The organism is Pseudomonas syringae group sp. J254-4 (genome assembly GCF_032586855.1).
Classification (GTDB): Bacteria; Pseudomonadota; Gammaproteobacteria; order Pseudomonadales; family Pseudomonadaceae; genus Aquipseudomonas; species Aquipseudomonas amygdali.
The window spans coordinates 87,773-105,781 of the sequence record NZ_JAWHOO010000019.1; the positions used below are offsets into that span (position 1 = coordinate 87,773).

At 59.5% G+C, this 18,009-nt stretch carries 19 protein-coding genes; 13 read left to right on the forward strand and 6 right to left on the reverse strand.

Annotated features, from left to right (window positions below):
* The first annotated feature begins 153 nt into the window (after nucleotides 1–153).
* The 12 genes from RYB09_RS20715 (at nucleotide 154) to RYB09_RS20770 (ending at nucleotide 10,215) form a co-directional block, all read left to right on the forward strand.
* Nucleotides 154–1,140, forward strand: a complete 987-nt coding sequence (locus RYB09_RS20715) for an NAD(P)/FAD-dependent oxidoreductase (protein ID WP_316890005.1) — start codon at nucleotides 154–156, stop codon at nucleotides 1,138–1,140.
* Complete coding sequence (locus tag RYB09_RS20720; RefSeq protein ID WP_002552164.1) at nucleotides 1,137–1,352, forward strand: TIGR02450 family Trp-rich protein; 216 nt, start codon at nucleotides 1,137–1,139, stop codon at nucleotides 1,350–1,352. The genes RYB09_RS20715 and RYB09_RS20720 overlap by 4 nt, the downstream gene beginning before the upstream one ends.
* Nucleotides 1,353–1,585: 233 nt before the next feature.
* Nucleotides 1,586–2,542, forward strand: coding sequence for a YbgA family protein (locus tag RYB09_RS20725; protein WP_058402381.1), 957 nt, complete (start codon nucleotides 1,586–1,588; stop codon nucleotides 2,540–2,542).
* Nucleotides 2,543–2,545: 3 nt separating this feature from the next.
* Nucleotides 2,546–3,448 carry a MerR family transcriptional regulator gene (locus tag RYB09_RS20730; protein ID WP_002552162.1) on the forward strand — a complete coding sequence of 301 codons (903 nt, stop codon included), beginning with the start codon at nucleotides 2,546–2,548 and terminating at the stop codon, nucleotides 3,446–3,448.
* Nucleotides 3,449–3,457: 9 nt separating this feature from the next.
* A complete protein-coding gene (gene phrB, locus RYB09_RS20735) occupies nucleotides 3,458–4,906 on the forward strand; it encodes a deoxyribodipyrimidine photo-lyase (RefSeq protein ID WP_316890008.1) in 1,449 nt (482 codons plus the stop codon).
* Nucleotides 4,899–5,321: a nuclear transport factor 2 family protein gene (locus tag RYB09_RS20740; RefSeq protein WP_316890010.1), complete on the forward strand. Its 423-nt coding sequence runs from the start codon at nucleotides 4,899–4,901 to the stop codon at nucleotides 5,319–5,321. Before phrB ends, RYB09_RS20740 begins: the two co-directional genes overlap by 8 nt.
* Nucleotides 5,318–6,106, forward strand: coding sequence for an SDR family NAD(P)-dependent oxidoreductase (locus tag RYB09_RS20745; RefSeq protein WP_044294119.1), 789 nt, complete (start codon nucleotides 5,318–5,320; stop codon nucleotides 6,104–6,106). The genes RYB09_RS20740 and RYB09_RS20745 overlap by 4 nt, the downstream gene beginning before the upstream one ends.
* Complete coding sequence (locus RYB09_RS20750) at nucleotides 6,103–7,350, forward strand: NAD(P)/FAD-dependent oxidoreductase (RefSeq protein ID WP_316890013.1); 1,248 nt, start codon at nucleotides 6,103–6,105, stop codon at nucleotides 7,348–7,350. Before RYB09_RS20745 ends, RYB09_RS20750 begins: the two co-directional genes overlap by 4 nt.
* The gene (locus tag RYB09_RS20755; RefSeq protein WP_058402375.1) at nucleotides 7,347–8,147 is read left to right on the forward strand and encodes a DUF1365 domain-containing protein; all 801 of its coding nucleotides are present in this window, start codon (nucleotides 7,347–7,349) and stop codon (nucleotides 8,145–8,147) included. The genes RYB09_RS20750 and RYB09_RS20755 overlap by 4 nt, the downstream gene beginning before the upstream one ends.
* On the forward strand, nucleotides 8,134–9,402 hold the full coding sequence (locus RYB09_RS20760; RefSeq protein WP_058407989.1) for an SAM-dependent methyltransferase: 1,269 nt from the start codon (nucleotides 8,134–8,136) through the stop codon (nucleotides 9,400–9,402). The genes RYB09_RS20755 and RYB09_RS20760 overlap by 14 nt, the downstream gene beginning before the upstream one ends.
* Nucleotides 9,395–9,904, forward strand: a complete 510-nt coding sequence (locus tag RYB09_RS20765; RefSeq protein ID WP_316890016.1) for a DUF2878 domain-containing protein — start codon at nucleotides 9,395–9,397, stop codon at nucleotides 9,902–9,904. Before RYB09_RS20760 ends, RYB09_RS20765 begins: the two co-directional genes overlap by 8 nt.
* Nucleotides 9,859–10,215: a YkgJ family cysteine cluster protein gene (locus RYB09_RS20770; RefSeq protein ID WP_058402372.1), complete on the forward strand. Its 357-nt coding sequence runs from the start codon at nucleotides 9,859–9,861 to the stop codon at nucleotides 10,213–10,215. The genes RYB09_RS20765 and RYB09_RS20770 overlap by 46 nt, the downstream gene beginning before the upstream one ends.
* Nucleotides 10,216–10,656: 441 nt before the next feature.
* Here the strand turns inward: RYB09_RS20770 and RYB09_RS20775 are convergent, their stop codons facing one another.
* The 6 genes from RYB09_RS20775 to hemA form a co-directional block, all read right to left on the reverse strand.
* Entirely contained in the window at nucleotides 10,657–11,175 is a 519-nt protein-coding gene (locus tag RYB09_RS20775) for an acyloxyacyl hydrolase (protein WP_019742552.1), read from the reverse strand.
* Between the two features lie 117 nt (nucleotides 11,176–11,292).
* Complete coding sequence (gene murI, locus RYB09_RS20780) at nucleotides 11,293–12,108, reverse strand: glutamate racemase (protein WP_122259521.1); 816 nt, start codon at nucleotides 12,106–12,108, stop codon at nucleotides 11,293–11,295.
* The gene (locus RYB09_RS20785; protein WP_316890020.1) at nucleotides 12,101–12,871 is read right to left on the reverse strand and encodes a molybdopterin-synthase adenylyltransferase MoeB; all 771 of its coding nucleotides are present in this window, start codon (nucleotides 12,869–12,871) and stop codon (nucleotides 12,101–12,103) included. Before RYB09_RS20785 ends, murI begins: the two co-directional genes overlap by 8 nt.
* Entirely contained in the window at nucleotides 12,865–13,698 is an 834-nt protein-coding gene (gene prmC / locus RYB09_RS20790; RefSeq protein WP_122259523.1) for a peptide chain release factor N(5)-glutamine methyltransferase, read from the reverse strand. Before prmC ends, RYB09_RS20785 begins: the two co-directional genes overlap by 7 nt.
* On the reverse strand, nucleotides 13,699–14,781 hold the full coding sequence (gene prfA, locus RYB09_RS20795; RefSeq protein WP_002552150.1) for a peptide chain release factor 1: 1,083 nt from the start codon (nucleotides 14,779–14,781) through the stop codon (nucleotides 13,699–13,701).
* Nucleotides 14,778–16,055 (reverse strand): glutamyl-tRNA reductase, encoded by a 1,278-nt coding sequence (gene hemA, locus RYB09_RS20800; RefSeq protein WP_002552149.1) that lies wholly within the window; start codon nucleotides 16,053–16,055, stop codon nucleotides 14,778–14,780. Before hemA ends, prfA begins: the two co-directional genes overlap by 4 nt.
* Nucleotides 16,056–16,281: 226 nt before the next feature.
* On the opposite strand from hemA, the gene RYB09_RS20805 reads away from it, so the two are divergent.
* Nucleotides 16,282–18,009 (forward strand): tetratricopeptide repeat protein, encoded by a 1,728-nt coding sequence (locus RYB09_RS20805; RefSeq protein WP_080394948.1) that lies wholly within the window; start codon nucleotides 16,282–16,284, stop codon nucleotides 18,007–18,009.

Consider the following 18,009-nt stretch of genomic DNA (forward strand, 5'->3'; position numbering starts at 1 on the left):
GGCCCTTGCCTTTATGGCTGCCACGTTCGACCCTGAAAGCAGCAATGTGACTCAACAGGCAAACTCCGAAACCACTGCAAGTTATACCAAAGAAGAAGATTGTACAGGTTTTAACTACGGCGTAGTCTGTACAGACAAGGTAACGAGGCCCCTATGACTGTCCCTATCGCAATCATCGGTACCGGTATCGCCGGACTTTCAGCAGCCCAGGCGCTTACATCCGCCGGGCATCAGGTGCACCTTTTCGACAAAAGCCGCGGCAGCGGCGGTCGAATGTCCAGCAAGCGCAGCGACGCAGGTTCGCTGGACATGGGCGCACAATATTTCACTGCTCGTGACCGACGTTTCGCCACCGCCGTGAAGCAATGGCAGGCCCAAGGGCACGTCGCCGAGTGGACGCCCTTGCTCTACAACTTTCACGGCGGCAGGCTCAGCCCATCGCCGGACGAGCAAGTGCGCTGGGTCGGCACGCCTGGCATGAGCGCCATTACCCGGGCGATGCGCGGCGATCTGCCGGTTTCGTTCTCGTGCCGCATCACTGAAGTGTTCCGCGGGGAGCAGCACTGGAACCTGCTGGATGCCGAAGGCGAGAACCATGGCCCTTTCAGTCACGTGATCATCGCCACCCCGGCCCCTCAGGCCACTGCCCTGCTGGCCGCCGCACCGACGCTGGCAAGTGTGGCGGCAGGCGTCAAGATGGATCCGACCTGGGCAGTTGCCCTGGCCTTTGAAACCCCATTGCAAACTCCCATGCAGGGTTGCTTCGTACAGGACAGCCCAATTGACTGGCTGGCCCGCAACCGCAGCAAACCCGAACGCGACGACACGCTTGATAGCTGGGTCCTGCACGCTACCAGCCAGTGGAGCCGACAGAACCTGGACGCCTCCAGAGAACAGGTGATCGAACACTTGCACGGCGCGTTTGCGGAATTGATCGACTGCGCCATGCCCGCGCCGGCTTTCAGCCTTGCGCATCGCTGGCTGTATGCACGACCTGCCACCTCTCATGAATGGGGCGCGCTATCGGATGCCGACCTGGGCATTTATGTCTGTGGCGACTGGTGCCTGTCAGGGCGCGTCGAAGGCGCCTGGCTGAGTGGCCAGGAAGCAGCGCGCCGACTGCTGGAACACCTGCAATGAATCAGATCAACCCCCGCAAACTGCTGCTGTCGAAATGGACAGCAGCCACCCCGCTCAACCGGGAAAAACACTTTCTGGTGACAGAGCTGTTCAAGGACGAAGAAGGCACCGTGCTGGAAATCGAGCTGCAGGCCGTGCTGACCCAGCGCAGCGAGCGCCTGCCGTGGCAGGTGCTGCAGCAGGCGGATACGTGGCGGATGGGCTGGAAGTAGCTGGCTTGCCCGGATTCAGATGATTATCGTGCCGATGCTCCGCGCCAGCATGCAGTTCGCGGCGCTCTGCGTCACGGAATGCGTGCGAACGCAGCTTTGGCTCTGGCCATTTCGGAGCAGTCTTCAAAACCCTCTACAAAGAATTTGACTTGTACACCTATCCCCCTATGATGAAGACAAGTTGTACAGCGCTAACTATCTGTACAAGTCTTCTGTAGAGGTGACCGATGCCAATGTCCGCAATCGAAAAACCCAAGCTAGGCATCAGTGCCTGCCTGATGGGTGCCGAGGTTCGCTTCAATGGCGGCCACAAGGAATCTCATCTGTGTACGCAGGCGCTGAGCAAGTATTTCGATTTCGTCCAGGCGTGCCCCGAAGTCGCTATCGGCATGGGTATCCCCCGCGAGCCGATCAGGCTGGTAGGCGACGCAGAAAATCCAAAGGCGCTCGGCACAGTCAATCGTGACCTGGACGTTACCGAGGCATTGGCGGATTACGGCATACAGATGGCCGATGAGCTGGGTGATATCTGTGGTTACATTTTCATGCAGAAATCCCCGTCCTGCGGCCTGGAGCGAGTCAAGGTCTACCGCGAAAACGGTGCCCCGGTAGACGGCGGCGGTCGTGGTATCTACGCGCAGGCCTTTTGCGAGCGCCACCCCAACCTTCCGGTCGAGGAAGACGGGCGTCTGAATGATGCCGTGCTGCGGGAAAATTTCGTGACCCGCGTGTTTGCCTATGCCGCTTGGCAACAATTATTGAAAGACGGCGTCACCCGACGCGCGCTGACCGAATTTCACTCGCGTTACAAATACCAACTGATGGCCAACGACCCGGTGCAATACAAGGCACTGGGCAAAATGCTTGGCAGCATGGGCCGTACCGACCCGAACGAAATCGCGCCGCTGTATTTCAGCCAACTGATGGCTGCCTTGAAAAAGTGCGCCACGCGCAGTACTCACACCAACGTTCTGCAGCACCTGTGTGGTTATTTGAAACAAACCATTACCAGTGAGGACAAGCAGGAAATCCAGCAGGTCATCGCCCAGTATCACCAGGGCATCATCCCCTTGATCGTGCCGCTGACCCTGCTCAAGCATCATTTTCGCCAACATCCGGATCCGTATGTAGCGCTGCAGGTGTACATGCAGCCCCACCCGGAAAACCTCAGCCTGCGCAATGCGATTTGACTCATGAATGAAACAGACACAGAGGTGCCGGGCGACTGGCTGCCTATCCGCGAGGTCGCACGGCAGACAGGCGTCAACGCCGTTACCTTGCGCGCCTGGGAACGCCGTTACGGACTGATCGTCCCGCACCGCACCGCCAAAGGCCACCGGCTTTATTCGGACGAGCATGTGCAGCGCGTCATGAAGATTCTGACCTGGCTCAACCGTGGCGTTTCCGTGAGCCAGGTCAAAGGCCTGATCGATGACAACCGCCAGGACGCCCTGCCGCCGACCAACGACTGGGACGCCTTGCGTCAGACACTGCTGGTGGCGATCGGCGAACTGGCTGAACGCCGGGTCGATGACGTGTTCAATCAGGCCATGTCGCTGTACCCGCCGCGCACGTTGTGTGAACAGCTGCTGCTGCCGCTGCTGGCCGAACTGGAGCAGCGCTGGCAAGGCAAGTTCGGCGCACAACTGGAGCGCACGTTTTTCTACTCCTGGCTGCGCAGCAAGTTTGGCGCACGGATCTACCACAACAACCGCCAGCTCAATGGCAGCCCGCTGCTGCTGGTCAATCAGTCCGATCTGCCGCTCGAACCACACCTGTGGCTTGCGGCCTGGCTGGTGAGCAGTGCCGACTGCCCGGTCGAGGTGTTCGACTGGCCCTTGCCGGTCGGTGAGCTGGCGCTGGCCGCGGAATACCTTAAGCCACGTGGCATATTGCTGTACTCCAGCAAAGCCCTGAATGTGGCCCAACTGCCCCGTTTACTGGCCAATATCACCTGCCCTGTGGTGCTGAGCGGACCAACGGTGCAGATCCATAACGCCGAGCTGCTCGTACAGGCTAGCGAGATAGCTGGACTGACCCTTGCCCACGACGCACTCAGCGCGCAGATCGAGCTGGGCAAGCTCGGACTTATCTAAGGACTTCTCATGCAACTGATCTGGCTGCGTAGCGACCTGCGCGTTCAAGATAACACTGCCCTGACCGCTGCCATGGAGCGCGGTCCGACGCTGGCGGTTTACCTGCTCAGCCCGGCACAGTGGCGCAGCCACGACGACGCTGACTGCAAGGTGGATTTCTGGCTGCGCAATCTGGTCGAGCTGGAAAAGGCGCTGGGCGCGCTGAACGTACCGCTGTTGATTCGCGAAGCCGATACCTGGGATCAGGCACCTGAAGTGCTGTCGACACTGTGCACACAGTTCAAGGTCGAAGGCCTGCACCTCAATCAGGAATACGGTATCAACGAAACACGCCGTGATCAGGCGGTGCAAAAGGCGATGGAAAAAGCCGGTGTGCAGGTCACCAGCTACCTTGATCAGCTGTTGTTCAAGCCGGGTAGCATACTGACCAAGACCGGCAATTATTTTCAGGTGTTCACCCAGTTCAAGAAAGTCTGCTACAACCGGATGCACCAGGCCATGCCGCAGCCGGTGCGCACACCCAAGGCGCAGCAATCACTGTCGATCAAAAGCGATTCGATCCCTGATCAGGTCAAGGGCTTTGCCACGCCCTCGAAGGCATTACGTGACCTTTGGCCGGCAGGCGAGGCCGAAGCCAGACGGCGCATGGCGACCTTCGCCGACGCGCAAATCAGTTATTACAAGACCGAACGCGACTTTCCCGCCAAACCCGGCACCAGCCAGCTGTCAGCGTACCTGGCGGCAGGGGTGATTTCGCCGCGCCAGTGCCTGCATGCGGCGCTGGGCAGCAACCAGGGGGAATTCGAAACCGGCGACGTTGGCACTGTGACCTGGATCAACGAGCTATTATGGCGAGAGTTTTATAAACACACGCTGGTCGGCTACCCTCGTGTATCACGTCATCGTGCCTTCCGCCCGGAAACCGAGGCGTTGAAGTGGCGCGATGCCCCCGAAGAACTGCTGGCGTGGCAAGAGGCGCGTACCGGACTGCCGATTATTGACGCAGCAATGCGCCAGTTGCTGGAAACCGGATGGATGCACAATCGGCTAAGGATGGTCGTTGCGATGTTCCTGACTAAGAACCTGTTGATCGACTGGCGCGAGGGCGAGCGCTTTTTCATGCGCCACCTGATCGACGGTGACTTGGCTGCCAACAACGGCGGCTGGCAGTGGAGCTCGTCCACAGGCACCGATTCGGCACCCTACTTCCGTATTTTCAATCCGCTGTCGCAGTCGGAACGCTTCGACCCCGAAGGTGTGTTCATCAAGCACTGGCTGCCAGAGCTGGCCGATTTGAACAAAAAGCAGATTCATGACCCCGCGTCCATCGGCGGCCTGTTTGGCGCTGCCGACTACCCGAAACCCATCGTCGACCTGAGCAAAAGCCGCGCCCGCGCCCTGGCAGCGTTCAAAGCGCTCCCGGCTCGACAGCCGGCCGCAGGAGCCGAACATGGCTAATTTCCTGCATCGCTTCGCCGAAGGTTTTGCCGCGCTGAACAAGGACAACCTTGATCAGGTCGCCGAGCTTTATAGCGACGACGTGTCGTTCAGCGACCCGATGCACGATATCCACGGCCTTGCCGCCATGCGCCGCTATTTCGGCGAGCTGTACGCCAACGTCCAGGACCTGCGCTTCGACTTCCACGCCTTCGACGAGGTTCGCCCCGGCGAGGGCTATCTGGTCTGGACCATGAGTTATTCGCATCCGCGTCTAGCCGCCGGCCGGACAATTCAGGTAGAAGGCTGTTCGCACCTGAAGTGGCACGACAAGGTTTATCGACACCGGGATTACTTCGATGCCGGTGCATTGCTCTACGAACATCTGCCCATCATGGGTCGAGTCATCCATTGGCTGAAGAAGAGGTTGGGATGAGCACTCCTGTTGCACGACGCATCTGGTTGACCGGAGCAAGCAGCGGCATTGGTCTGGCGCTGGCCAAAGAACTGCTCAACGCCGGACATCGGCTGGCGTTGACCGCCCGAACGCTTGAACCGCTGCAGAACCTGGCGACTGTTTACCCGACGCAGGTGCTGCTGGTGACAGGCGACATCACCGAGCCTGCGCAGGTCAAGGCCATGGCCGACCTGATCGCGCAGCAATGGGGAGCGTTGGACACCGCTATCTTCAACGCGGGTACCTGTGAATACATCGACGTGCGGCAGTTCGAAGCGGCAATGGTCGAGCGCGTGGTGCGCACCAACCTGCTGGCCAGCAGTTATTGCATCGAGCAAGCACTGCCGCTGTTACGCAAGGGGCATCAGCCGCACCTGGTCGGCGTGGCCAGTGCGGTGACCTACCTGGCGCTACCTCGCGCAGAAGCCTATGGCGCGTCGAAGGCCGGCCTGCGTTATCTGTTTGAAGCGCTGCGTCTGGATCTGGCCAGCGAGAACATCGACGTGACAGTGGTAAGCCCCGGATTCGTCGACACGCCCCTGACGCAGAAAAATGATTTCCCCATGCCGATGCGCTGGCCTGTCGAGAAGGCCGCCAAGCATATCGCCAGCAAACTGGGGCGCAACAAACGCCCACTGGATATCGCCTTCCCGGCGCTGTTCATTTTCAGCATGCGCGCGCTGGCAATGCTCCCGGCACGCGCCAGACTGGCCCTCGGCAAACGCATGGCGCGGACCGAGTCGTCGAATAAGGATGCGCAATGAAAATCGCCGTCATTGGTAGCGGGATCGCTGGCCTGACCAGTGCCTACCTGCTCAACCGCGCGCATGAGGTGACAGTGTTTGAGTCCTCCGACTGGATCGGCGGGCACACTCATACGGTGGACGTGCAGGTCGAAGGCCGGGCTTACGCCATTGACACCGGTTTCATTGTCTTCAACGACTGGACCTACCCCAATTTCATTCGCTTGCTGAGTCAGCTGGGTGTTGGCTTCAAGCCCGCCGAAATGAGCTTTTCGGTGCACGACCCGCGCACCGGCGTGGAATACAACGGCAACAACCTCAACAGTCTGTTCGCACAGCGCAGCAACCTGCTGTCACCCAGGTTCTGGGGCATGCTGCGCGATATCCTGCGTTTCAATCGTCAATCGGTCGATGACCTGGAAAACCAGCGTATCGCGGCCGACACCACGTTGGGCGAGTACCTGAAGAGCGGCGGCTACGGGCAGCGCTTCATCGATCACTACATCGTGCCCATGGGCGCGGCCATCTGGTCGATGTCGCTGGCCGACATGCTCGGCTTTCCCCTGCAGTTCTTCGTGCGCTTTTTCAAGAATCACGGCCTACTCTCGGTCACCCATCGGCCGCAATGGTGCGTGATCGAAGGTGGCTCCAGAAGTTATGTCGAACCGTTGACAGCCTCGTTCCGCGAGCGGATTCGTCTGTCATGTCCGGTTACACGTGTCGAGCGCGACAGCGAAGGTGTGACGCTGCACAGCGCCATGGGCAGCGAACGTTTCGACAAGGTGGTGTTTGCCTGCCACAGCGATCAGGCCCTGGCCCTGCTGGCTGAGCCGTCAAGTGCCGAGCAGTCGGTGCTCGGCGCGCTGCGCTATGCCGAAAACGACGTGGTGCTGCACACCGATACACGACTGCTGCCCGAGCGCAAACTGGCATGGGCCAGCTGGAACTACCGGCTGGGCGGCAGCGAACAGCAATCGGCAGCCGTCACTTATGACATGAACATCCTGCAAGGGATCGACAGCGACACAACCTTCTGCGTCAGCCTCAACCAGACCGCCGCCATCGACCCGGCCAAAATCCTCGGCCGCTACCGTTACGCGCACCCGCAATACAGCCTTGGTGCAATCGCTGCGCAGGCGCGCTGGGAAGAAATCAATGGCGTCGACCACACCTGGTACTGCGGCGCGTACTGGGCCAACGGTTTTCACGAAGACGGCGTGGTCAGCGGCTTGCGTGTCGCCCAGGCGTTTGGTGAAACGCTTTGAACAGTGCGCTCTACAGTGGCTGGATCAGCCACCGGCGGTTTGCGCCGCGTGCCCATGAGTTCACCTATCGGATAGGCCTGCTCTATCTGGATCTGGATGAACAGGACAGCGTGCTGGGGCTTTCGCCGCTGGCTGGCAGCAAGCGTTTCGCGCCCTTCTCGTTCCGCGAACGTGACTACCTGCCAGCACTGACCGGGCAAGGCATGAGCCTGATAGAGGCGGTCCGCGAGCAGGTTGGCAAAGCGCTGGGCCGCATACCATCAGGTCGCGTCTGCCTGCTGACCCAGGCACGCAGCTGGGGCTTGTCGTTCAATCCGGTAAGCTTTTTCTACTGCCATGAGGCAGACGGCACACTGGCAGGCATTCTCTGTGAAGTCACCAACACACCGTGGGGCGAACGCTACAGCTATGTGCTGCCCGCGACAGGTGAAGGGCATCAGTATTTCGCAGTGGCCAAGGCCTTTCACGTTTCACCGTTTTTGCCGCGCGACCTTGAATACCGCATGAGTTTCAGCCAGCCCGCCGAGCGGATTGGTGTGCACATGGCTGACTGGCAAGGCGAGCTGAAAATGTTCGACGCCACGCTCAACCTGACCCGTCAGAACCTCAGCCGCCAGACGCTGCATCGTTACCTGATCACTTACCCGTGGATGACCGCCAAAACATGTTTGGCGATTTATTGGCAGGCGATGCGTCTGCTGGTCAAGCGCATCCCCATTTTTTCTCATCAGGCCGCCGACGGTGAGTACCGTGCTGCCGCCGCTCAAACCAAGGACTCACGCCATGAAAAGCAGTAGCAGTAGTTTTTCTGCCAATCTGGGCACCAATGGTCTGACGGCCAATATCCTGCGCCGAGGTGTGCTGCGACAACTCGCAGGCCTGCGCAATGGCCAGTTGGTGGTTATCGATTCGGGAGAGCGCCATGTGTTCGGCAAGACCGGCGCGTTGATTCAGGCGGAAATTCATATTCTCGATTCCGCAGCCTGGGGCATGGTTGCCAGCAACGGCTCCATCGGCGCTGGCGAGGCGTTTATTCACGGCTACTGGACCACTCCGGACCTGACAGCGGTAGTCCGGGTGTTTGTCAGCAATCTGGATGTGCTGGATGCAATGGAAGGCGGCGTGGCTCGCCTGACCCGCCCGTTCATTCACGCCCTGCACTGGCTCAATCGCAATACGCGCGAAGGCTCGCAGAAAAACATCGCCGCTCATTATGACCTGGGCAACACGCTGTTCGAGCAATTTCTCGACTCGACGATGATGTATTCCGCCGCACAGTTCCTCAGCGAAGATGACACGCTGGAACAGGCGCAGTTGAATAAACTGGAACGCATCTGTCAGAAGCTGGCCCTGAAACCTGAAGATCACCTGCTGGAAATCGGCACAGGCTGGGGCAGCATGGCTATCTATGCTGCGCAGCATTACGGCTGCCGGGTGACTACCACGACCCTGTCCAGAGAACAGTTCGCCTACACCGAACAACGCCTGATCAAACTGGGCCTGCAGGAACGCGTCACGCTGCTGCTGACCGACTACCGGGACCTGACCGGCGAATATGACAAGCTGGTGTCCATCGAGATGATCGAAGCGGTCGGCCATCGTTTTCTGCCGACGTACTTCAAGCAATGCGCGAACCTGCTCAAAAGCAACGGCATGATGCTGCTGCAGGCGATCACCATCCGCGAGCAGCGTTATGCTCAGGCCAAACGCAATGTGGACTTCATCCAGCGTTACATCTTCCCCGGTGGTGCCCTGCCCTCGGTGGCGAAAATGCTGGACATTGTCGGCAGCGATACCGACATGAACCTGCTGCACATGGAAGATTTCGGCCTGCACTACGCGCGCACGCTGCGCCTGTGGCACGACAACTTCAAACACGCCCACGGCAAACTGGCAGAACTGGGTTACGACGAACACTTCCTGCGTCTGTGGGAGTTCTACCTGTGCTACTGCGAAGGCGGCTTTCTGGAACGGACCATCGGTACGGCGCAGCTACTTCTGGCCAAGCCTGATGCCCTGCGCGAACCCTTGCTTGGGCGCTTCAATGCTTAAATCAATCGCCAACGCGCTGCTCTTTCAGATCGGCTGGTTCGCCTGCGTATTGGGCGGTAACAGTTACTGGCTGCTGATTGCAGTCGGCGTGCTGGCGGTGCATTTTCTGTGGACCAGCTCATGGGCAGCGGAAGGCCGGCTGATCCTGACGGTTACATTGATCGGTATCGTGCTCGACAGCGCCTTGATGACACTCGGCGTTTTCGACTTTGGCAGCGGCGGCTACCTGCTGCCGCTGTGGCTGGCGTTATTGTGGGCGGTGCTGGGCACCACGCTCAATCATTGTCTGGCGTGGACCGCAAAGCCGCTATGGCGCGCCGCCGTGCTGGGCGCTATTGGCGGCCCGATGTCGTACTATGCCGGCTCACAACTGGCTCAGGTCCACCTTCCCCTCGGAGTGTGGCCTGGCATGCTGGTGCTGGGGCTGGTCTGGGCGGGTGTATTTCCCCTGCTGCAATGGCTGGCAGCACGCGCAGCCAGACAATCGGGAGAAACGCTCTGAACGCTACACTCATTCCGCTCGCAGACATTCAAAGCGAAACGGAAGTCACCTGCTCGACCTGCGCAGCCTGCTGTTGCCAGCTGGAGGTGATGCTCATCACCGACACGGGCGTGCCTGAGCGCTACATTGATACCGACGAGTGGGGTGGCGAGGTCATGTTGCGTCTGGACGACGGCTGGTGTGCGGCACTGGATCGCAACACCATGATGTGCACGATCTACGAGAAACGCCCGCTGATCTGCCGTGAGTTCGAAGCCGGAGCAGAAGACTGCCTGAACGAACGCAAAGGGATTGCGACGGCTTATCTGTAATAAATACTGCTGACTTGACGTTCATTATCGTTCCCACGCTCCGCGTGGTAATGCAGTTCGTGACGCTCCGCGTCACCCAGCAGTTCTGCGACTTCAGGTGGATTGAGGTTCGACTCAGGTCACCTTTTCGCCCCTCGGCGAGTTACTTTGATGAGGCCAAAGTAACCAAAGCCTTTCGCTCCTGTTTCCGGCCCGACTTCGTCGGGTTCCTTCGCCCTGTCACTGATCCGGGGGGCGCCGCAACGGGCCATCCTTGGCCCGGTGCGGCTTGCTCGGCGTCCTGCCTCGCATCCCCCGGATCAGCGTCAGAACTCAGCCGTCACTAGCGTCGCACTCTGCGTTGTCAGTGCCATCGCGATAAAAAAGCATTTTATGCGCAATGGCTTTGGGCAGGGCATTACGTCGTGCTGCAGCGAAGCGTTGGCACGAATGCCAGTCAAATCAGAACGGCATCTTGTAGTGCAGTGCGTAGCTTTCTATACCGTCGTTCGGCTCTTTGATGCCGGCGTTGGAATAGTGAGTCGCGCGGATGCCGACTTCATGCCCGCCCGCGAAGCGCAGGCCGAAACCGATGCGGTCTTCGAAGTTGAAGGCAGAACCGAACTTGCGATCTTCAACCTGGGTGTTCGAGAACACCGAGACGCCGATACCGGCTTCTACGTAAGGCTTGACGTTGCCGTTGCCGAACTCGTAGACCAGAACCGGGGAGAACGACAGGCTGTGGTTATCCTTGTAGTCCTTGCCATCCCAGTAGGTGTAAGCGCCGTCCCAGTAACCGGTCAGACGGCCAATGTCACTTTGCAGCCAGGTTTTATCCCAATCAAACTGCACGCCCAGACGATAGGTCATGGTCGACTCACCGGTCTGCCCGACCGAAAACTCAACACCGTCGGCTTGCGCCATTGAAGCTTGCCCTGCCAAAGCGGCCGAAATCACGGCCAGGCAAAAGAGTCTCTTCATGAGAAACGTCCTAAATATATAAAATTGTATGAAAGTGTTGAAATTCATCAGCCGCTTTTATAGAAGCCAGCGAGGTGAGGTTAGTTCACCCGAAAAGCGCCTTTTTTCACGTTTTTTTTACAAACGGAAGCTTCTCACATTGCCAGGATTTTGCGACAAAAAAGGTAGGATTTTTCTGAAATTGTCCGGTATGTCACTAGACCAATACATAGTCTCTCGCGCGGTGCCAGTGGCAAGAAGGCTGGAACGCGACAAAAGACGCTGCAACTGACGCGCTACCGCAGCCCCGGTGTCGATCAGGGTGACCGACTCGGGAAGCATTTCCCGTAGCAAAGGCTTGAGAAACGGGTAGTGAGTACAGCCGAGAATGATGGTGTCACAGCGCGCGGCCAGCAGCGGCTCGACATAATGCTGCAGCAATTGACGGATTTGCGGACTGACCAGATCGCCGGTTTCGATCAGTTCGACCAGCCCTGGGCACGGCTGGGTGACGACACGTACATCGCTGGCAAATCGGTCCAGCAACGCCGCAAAGCGGGCGCTTTGTAGCGTTCCGGTAGTCGCCAGCACGCCGACAACGCCGCTGCGAGTGGCCTCGGCAGCAGGTTTGACAGCAGGCTCCATGCCCACAATCGGCCAGTCCGGGTAGCGTTGACGAATGTGCGCCACGCCCGCAGCCGTCGCGGTGTTGCAAGCGACGACCAATGCCTTGGCACCCTGCTCGCGGAAGAACCCGGCAATTGTCAGGCACCGTTCAGTAATGAATTCAGGGGTCTTTTCGCCATACGGAATATGCCCGCAGTCTGCCAGATACAGCAGTGACTCGCTGGGCAGCAACTGGCGGATTTCATTGAGCACTGAAAGGCCACCGACCCCGGAATCGAAGATTGCGACAGGCGCATCGCTGGCGTAGCTCATCTGCATGTCAGGCATGTTCGTCCTGCCCGCTTGCTGCACTGCAAACGCTGCACGCCGGGTCGCGCTTGACTTTCAGTTCTCGGAAACGGGTACTCAAGGCATCAATCAATAACAGTCGCCCAACCATTGGCTCGCCAAAACCGGCCAGCAGCTTCAAGGCTTCCAGCGCTTGCAGGCTGCCAACCAGGCCAACCAGCGGGCCGATGACGCCGGCCTCGCTGCAGGTCAGTTCGGCTTCGCTGCCGTGACCGTACAGGCAGTGGTAACAAGGACTGTCGGCACGACGCGGATCGAACACCGACAACTGCCCTTCAAGCCGAATGGCCGCACCGCTGACCAATGGTTTGCCAGCAGCGAAACAGGCGGCATTGACCGCTTCGCGGGTGGCGAAATTATCCGAGCAGTCCAGCACCAGATCGACAGCCTGTACCGCGGCCGCCAGTGAGTCGGTATCCAGCGCTGAGCGGTGAGCGACAAGAGTGATCTCGGGATTGATCGCCTTGAGCCGGGCCAGAGCCGAGTCTACCTTGGCCTGCCCGATGCTATGAGTGTCGTGGATAATCTGACGTTGCAGGTTGGTCAGGTCGACGTGATCAAAATCCGCCAGATGCAGTTCACCGACCCCTGCCGCGGCCAGATAAAGGGCCACCGGCGAACCAAGCCCGCCGACGCCGACGACAAGCGCACGACTTTGCTTGAGGCGCAGCTGGCCGTCGATATCAACATGTTGCAGCAGAATCTGGCGACTGTAGCGCAGCAGCTCCTGATCACTCAGCACGGCTTGCATCCGAACGTGATGCGCTCGTGTTCACCCAGATCACGGCGGGTCTGGATGCGCTCGAAACCATGACGAATCAACAGTTCGCGCACCGCTGGGCCTTGATCGTAGCCGTGCTCAAGCAGCAGCCAGCCATCGGCGCTGAGGTGCGCCGGCGCGTCGGCAATGATCGTGCGCAAATCGTCCAGCCCGTCGGAACCGGCAGTCAACGCACTGCTCGGCTCGAAACGCACGTCACCGGCCGACAGATGCGGATCAGCGTCGGCGATGTACGGCGGGTTACTGATGATCAGATCAAACTGACGCCCTTCCAGCGCACTGAACCAGTGGCTGTTGAGCACCTGGGCGTTATCCAGTTGCAAACGTTGCCGGTTGCGTTCGGCCAGCGCGACCGCCTCGGGTACACGGTCCACCGCTGTCACTTTCCATTGCTGCCGGTCGTTGGCCAGCGCCAGGGCAATCGCTCCGGTGCCAGTGCCTAAATCCAGAACCTGAGCCGGGGCAAAGGCAGGCACCAGTTCCAGCGCAGCCTCGACCAGCATTTCGGTCTCTGGTCGCGGAATCAGGGTATGCGGCGCTACTTCCAGATCGAGCTTCCAGAAACCTTGCTGACCGAGAATGTAAGCCACCGGCTCGCCCGTGCGTCGACGCTGCAGGTAACCTGCAAAGGCCAGTGCAGCCTCGGTGCTGACGATACGCTCAGGCCAGGTGTGCAGAAAGCTGCGCGGTTTGCCCAGCGCTGCCGCCAGCAGCAGCTCTATGTCGAGCCGCGCGGTCGGTGAATCGGGAAGCTCGGCGCTTCTTAACAAACTTGCGATGATGGTCATTTACTCACCCAGTGCCGCAAGTTGATCAGCCTGATATTCAGCGAGTAGCGGCTCTATCACTGCATCGACCCCGCCCGCCAGAACTTCATCCAGCGAATACAGAGTCAGGTTCACGCGGTGATCCGTCACTCGCCCTTGAGGGAAATTATACGTACGAATGCGCTCGGAACGATCACCCGACCCCACGAGCAGCTTGCGCTCGCTGGCAATGGCATTGGCCGCCGCGCTGGTCTGCTGATCATTCAGTTTGGCAGACAGCCAGGACATCGCCCGGGCTCTGTTCTTGTGCTGCGAACGCTCTTCCTGGCACTCGACGACAATACCCGATGGCAAGTGGGTAATGCGGATCGCCGAATCGGTTTTGTTGACGTGCTGACCGCCGGCCCCTGAAGAGCGATAGGTGTCGACACGCAGGTCGGCCGGGTTGATCTCGATCGCCTGTTGCTCGTCAGGTTCCGGCAACACCGCAACGGTACAGGCAGACGTGTGGATGCGACCCTGCGACTCGGTCTCGGGCACGCGCTGCACACGGTGCGCGCCGGACTCGAATTTCAGCTTGCCATAGACACTGTCACCTTCGACGCGCGCAATGACTTCTTTGTAGCCGCCATGCTCGCCTTCGTTTTCGGACAGAATCTCGACTCGCCAGCCACGCCGCTCGGCGTAACGCGAGTACATGCGAAACAGGTCGCCGGAGAAGATCGCCGCTTCATCACCGCCGGTGCCCGCGCGAATCTCCAGAAACACGTTGCGGCCGTCGTTCGGGTCCTTGGGCAACAGCATGCGCTGCAATTGCGCTTCCAGCTCGACCAGTTGCTGTTTTGTTTCGCGAACTTCCTCGACGGCCATTTCGCGCATGTCCGGGTCGCTGTCCTTGAGCAGCGCCTGCGCGCCCTCCAGATCACCCTGCACCCTGATCAGCTGTTGGTAGAGCGCAACGACCGGCTCCACTTCGGCGTACTCACGGGAATAGGCGCGAAAGCGTGTCTGATCGCTGATGACTTCGGCATCGCCGAGCAGCGCGGTCAGTTCCTCGAAACGGTCGCTGAGGACATCCAGCTTATTGAGCAGTGAAGCTTTCATTGCGGGGTTTTATCCGTCGAGCCCTCACCGAGGGCAAAAAGTTCCTGGGCCATGGCCAGCGCATCGACGCGACCTTCGGCAGACAGCTTCTTGAGCTGCACGCTGGGTGCGTGCAGCAATTTGTTGGTCAGGCCGCGTGCCAGCTGGATCAATACGTCCTCGGCATTACTGCCGTTGGCCAGCATACGTTGCGCCTTGCTCAGTTCTTCGTCACGCAGCCGTTCGCTTTGCTGACGATAGGCGCGCAACACATCGACCGCCGCCAGTTCGCGCAGCCGCGACATGAAGTCTTCGGCACCCACGCTGACCAGCTGCTCGGCAGCCAGTGCAGCCCCCTGGCGACTCTTGAGATTTTCTGCCACCACTTCGTGCAGATCATCAACGCTGTACAGGTAAACGTCGTCCAGTTCGCCGACTTCAGGCTCGATATCCCGCGGTACGGCAATATCGACCATGAAAATCGGTTTGTGCTTGCGCAGTTTCAGCGCACTTTCCACGGCCCCCTTGCCCAGGATCGGCAACTGGCTGGCGGTGGAGCTGATCACGATATCGCTGTTGACCAGCTCGGCCGGGATATCCGAGAGCAACACCGCATGGGCACCGAACTCGGCAGCCAGCATGCTGGCGCGCTCCAGCGTACGGTTGGCAACCACGATACGCTTGACGCCCAGGTCATGCAGATGCCGGGCGACCAGAGTAATGGTCTCGCCCGCACCGATCAACAAGGCCTGACTGCGTTGCAGGTCACTGAAAATCTGTTTGGCCAGACTGACCGCGGCGAAGGCCACGGACACCGGGTTTTCACCAATTGCAGTGTCTGTACGCACCTGTTTGGCAGCGCTGAACGTGGCCTGAAACAGACGTCCCAGTAACGGCCCGACCGTTCCGGCCTCGCGCGCAACGGCATACGCAGACTTCATCTGGCCGAGAATCTGCGGCTCGCCGAGCACCAGGGAGTCGAGCCCTGAGGCGACACGCATCATGTGTCGCACGGCGGCATCGTCCTCGTGGACGTAAGCGCTGGCGCGCAGTTCTTCCAGGCTGAGGTGATGGTAATTGGCGAGCCAGGCAAGAATGCTGTCCGCACCGAGATGCTCGTGCTCGATGTACAACTCGCTGCGATTACAGGTTGAAAGAATCGCAGCCTCGCGACTTTCGGTCAGGTGGCAAAGCTGCTGCAACGCCTCCACCAACTGTTCCGGGGTAAATGCCACGCGCTCGCGAACGTCGACCGAGGCGGTCTTATGATTGATACCGAGTGCAAGGAAGGCCATTCAGGGTCGCAGGTGGTGACGTGAAGCCGGTAATTGTCCTACTTCAATAAGCTCAGAACAACCACCACATATTATTGTCCCACTACAATCGATCGTCGCAGCCTGCGTTTTCAGGCTGGCGACACTGCAAACACAAGCATTGCATCAGTTTTTCCGACGGCTGTGGGTTTTGCCAACAGCCTTGTGTCATGATGCTCCCACCGCAGGTAAGCCGCCCTTCTTATATATGAATAGATCCTCCGCGTTGTTCCTTGCTCTTGCCTTTCTAGGCGGCTGCCAGTCAATGGCCCCCGCCTCGTCACAGCCCGTGCCCGCTCAGAAAGACGCCCCTCCCGCGCCTGAAGCCAAGCCGAAGGTCTATGGTTCGTTCACTCAGGACACCCTGGTCAGCCTGTTGAGCGCGGAGCTGGCCGGCCAGCGCAACCGCTTCGACATCGCCCTGGACAACTACGTGACCCAGGCGATCAAGACTCAGGACCCGGGGGTCTCCGAACGCGCCTATCAGATTGCCGAATACATGGGCGCTGATCAGTCTGCACTGGAAACCGCGCTGATCTGGGCAAGAAACGCACCGACCGACCTTGAAGCGCAACGCGCCGCAGCCATTCAACTGGCGCGCGCGGGACGTTACGACGATTCTCTGGTGTACATGGAGAGAGTCCTGCAGGGTCAGGGCGACACGCACTTCGACTTTCTGGCCCTGTCTGCGGCCGAAACCGATCCGGACACCCGCAACGGTCTGCTCAAAAGTTTTGATCGGTTGCTGGGCAAATACCCGAACAACAGCCAGCTGATTTTCGGCAAGGCGCTGTTGCTTCAGCAGAATGGCGACGCCGAACAGTCGTTGAAGCTGCTGGAAGACAACCCGCCCAAAGAAGGTGAAATCGCGCCCATCCTGCTGCATGCCCGTCTGCTGCAAAGCATGAACCGGGGCAAGGAAGCGGTGCCCCTGCTGGAAAAAAGTATCAAGAAGTACCCGGACGACAAACGCCTGCGCCTGACGTATGCGCGCATGCTCGTTGAGCAAAACCGTATGGAAGACGCCAAAGTGCAGTTTTCTGCTCTTTTGCAGCAATATCCGGACGATGACGAACTGCGCTTCTCGCTGGCTCTGGTGTGCCTTGAAGCCAAGGCCTGGGACGAAGCGGCTGGCTACCTGGAAGAACTGATCGCCCGTGGTGCACACGTCGATTCAGCGCATTTGAATCTGGGCCGCATCCACGAAGAGCGCGAGGACCCGCAAAGCGCGCTCAACGAATACGCTCAGGTCGGACCGGGCCCGGACTTCCTGGCGGCTCAATTGCGCCAGGCCGATATTCTGGTCAGCAATGGCAACGGCGCAGAAGCTGCCAAACGCCTGGCTGAAGCACGTGCCGAAGAGCCCGATTACGCCATTCAGCTGTACCTGATCGAAGCCGAAACCCTGACCAGCAATGATCAACTGGATCGCGGCTGGCAGGTGCTGAACACGGCGCTCAAGCAGTACCCGGACGACGCCAACCTGCTCTACACCCGCGCCATGCTGGCTGAAAAGCGCAATGATCTGGCGCAGATGGAAAAAGACTTGCGCAGCATCATCAAGCGCGAGCCGGAAAACGCCATGGCGCTGAATGCACTGGGCTACACCCTTTCCGATCGCACCACGCGTTACGCCGAAGCCCGCGAACTGATCGAGAAAGCCCATCAGATCAGCCCCGACGATCCGGCGGTTCTCGACAGCCTTGGCTGGGTGAATTACCGCATGGGCAATCTGGACGACGCCGAACGCTACCTGCGTCAGGCGCTCGAACGCTTCCCCGACCACGAAGTAGCCGCACATCTGGGAGAAGTACTCTGGGCCAAAGGCGAACAGCGCGAAGCCCGGAAAGTATGGGCCAAGGCCCTGGAACAACAACCCGACAGCACCGTCCTGCGCAGCACACTGCGACGCTTGACCGGTTCAGAGACCCTTTGA

Excerpts from the sequence above, each read along its gene's own strand:
- RYB09_RS20745 (WP_044294119.1), top strand. The coding sequence starts at position 5,318 with ATGAGCACTCCTGTTGCACGACGCATCTGGTTGACCGGAGCAAGCAGC.
- murI (WP_122259521.1), bottom strand. The coding sequence starts at position 12,108 with ATGCCTGACATGCAGATGAGCTACGCCAGCGATGCGCCTGTCGCAATC.
- RYB09_RS20725 (WP_058402381.1), top strand. The coding sequence starts at position 1,586 with ATGTCCGCAATCGAAAAACCCAAGCTAGGCATCAGTGCCTGCCTGATG.
- prmC (WP_122259523.1), bottom strand. The coding sequence starts at position 13,698 with ATGACCATCATCGCAAGTTTGTTAAGAAGCGCCGAGCTTCCCGATTCA.
- hemA (WP_002552149.1), bottom strand. The coding sequence starts at position 16,055 with ATGGCCTTCCTTGCACTCGGTATCAATCATAAGACCGCCTCGGTCGAC.
- RYB09_RS20715 (WP_316890005.1), top strand. The coding sequence starts at position 154 with ATGACTGTCCCTATCGCAATCATCGGTACCGGTATCGCCGGACTTTCA.
- RYB09_RS20775 (WP_019742552.1), bottom strand. The coding sequence starts at position 11,175 with ATGAAGAGACTCTTTTGCCTGGCCGTGATTTCGGCCGCTTTGGCAGGG.
- RYB09_RS20760 (WP_058407989.1), top strand. The coding sequence starts at position 8,134 with ATGAAAAGCAGTAGCAGTAGTTTTTCTGCCAATCTGGGCACCAATGGT.
- RYB09_RS20805 (WP_080394948.1), top strand. The coding sequence starts at position 16,282 with ATGAATAGATCCTCCGCGTTGTTCCTTGCTCTTGCCTTTCTAGGCGGC.
- RYB09_RS20750 (WP_316890013.1), top strand. The coding sequence starts at position 6,103 with ATGAAAATCGCCGTCATTGGTAGCGGGATCGCTGGCCTGACCAGTGCC.
- RYB09_RS20720 (WP_002552164.1), top strand. The coding sequence starts at position 1,137 with ATGAATCAGATCAACCCCCGCAAACTGCTGCTGTCGAAATGGACAGCA.
- RYB09_RS20765 (WP_316890016.1), top strand. The coding sequence starts at position 9,395 with ATGCTTAAATCAATCGCCAACGCGCTGCTCTTTCAGATCGGCTGGTTC.
- RYB09_RS20730 (WP_002552162.1), top strand. The coding sequence starts at position 2,546 with ATGAATGAAACAGACACAGAGGTGCCGGGCGACTGGCTGCCTATCCGC.
- phrB (WP_316890008.1), top strand. The coding sequence starts at position 3,458 with ATGCAACTGATCTGGCTGCGTAGCGACCTGCGCGTTCAAGATAACACT.
- RYB09_RS20770 (WP_058402372.1), top strand. The coding sequence starts at position 9,859 with ATGGCTGGCAGCACGCGCAGCCAGACAATCGGGAGAAACGCTCTGAAC.
- RYB09_RS20740 (WP_316890010.1), top strand. The coding sequence starts at position 4,899 with ATGGCTAATTTCCTGCATCGCTTCGCCGAAGGTTTTGCCGCGCTGAAC.
- prfA (WP_002552150.1), bottom strand. The coding sequence starts at position 14,781 with ATGAAAGCTTCACTGCTCAATAAGCTGGATGTCCTCAGCGACCGTTTC.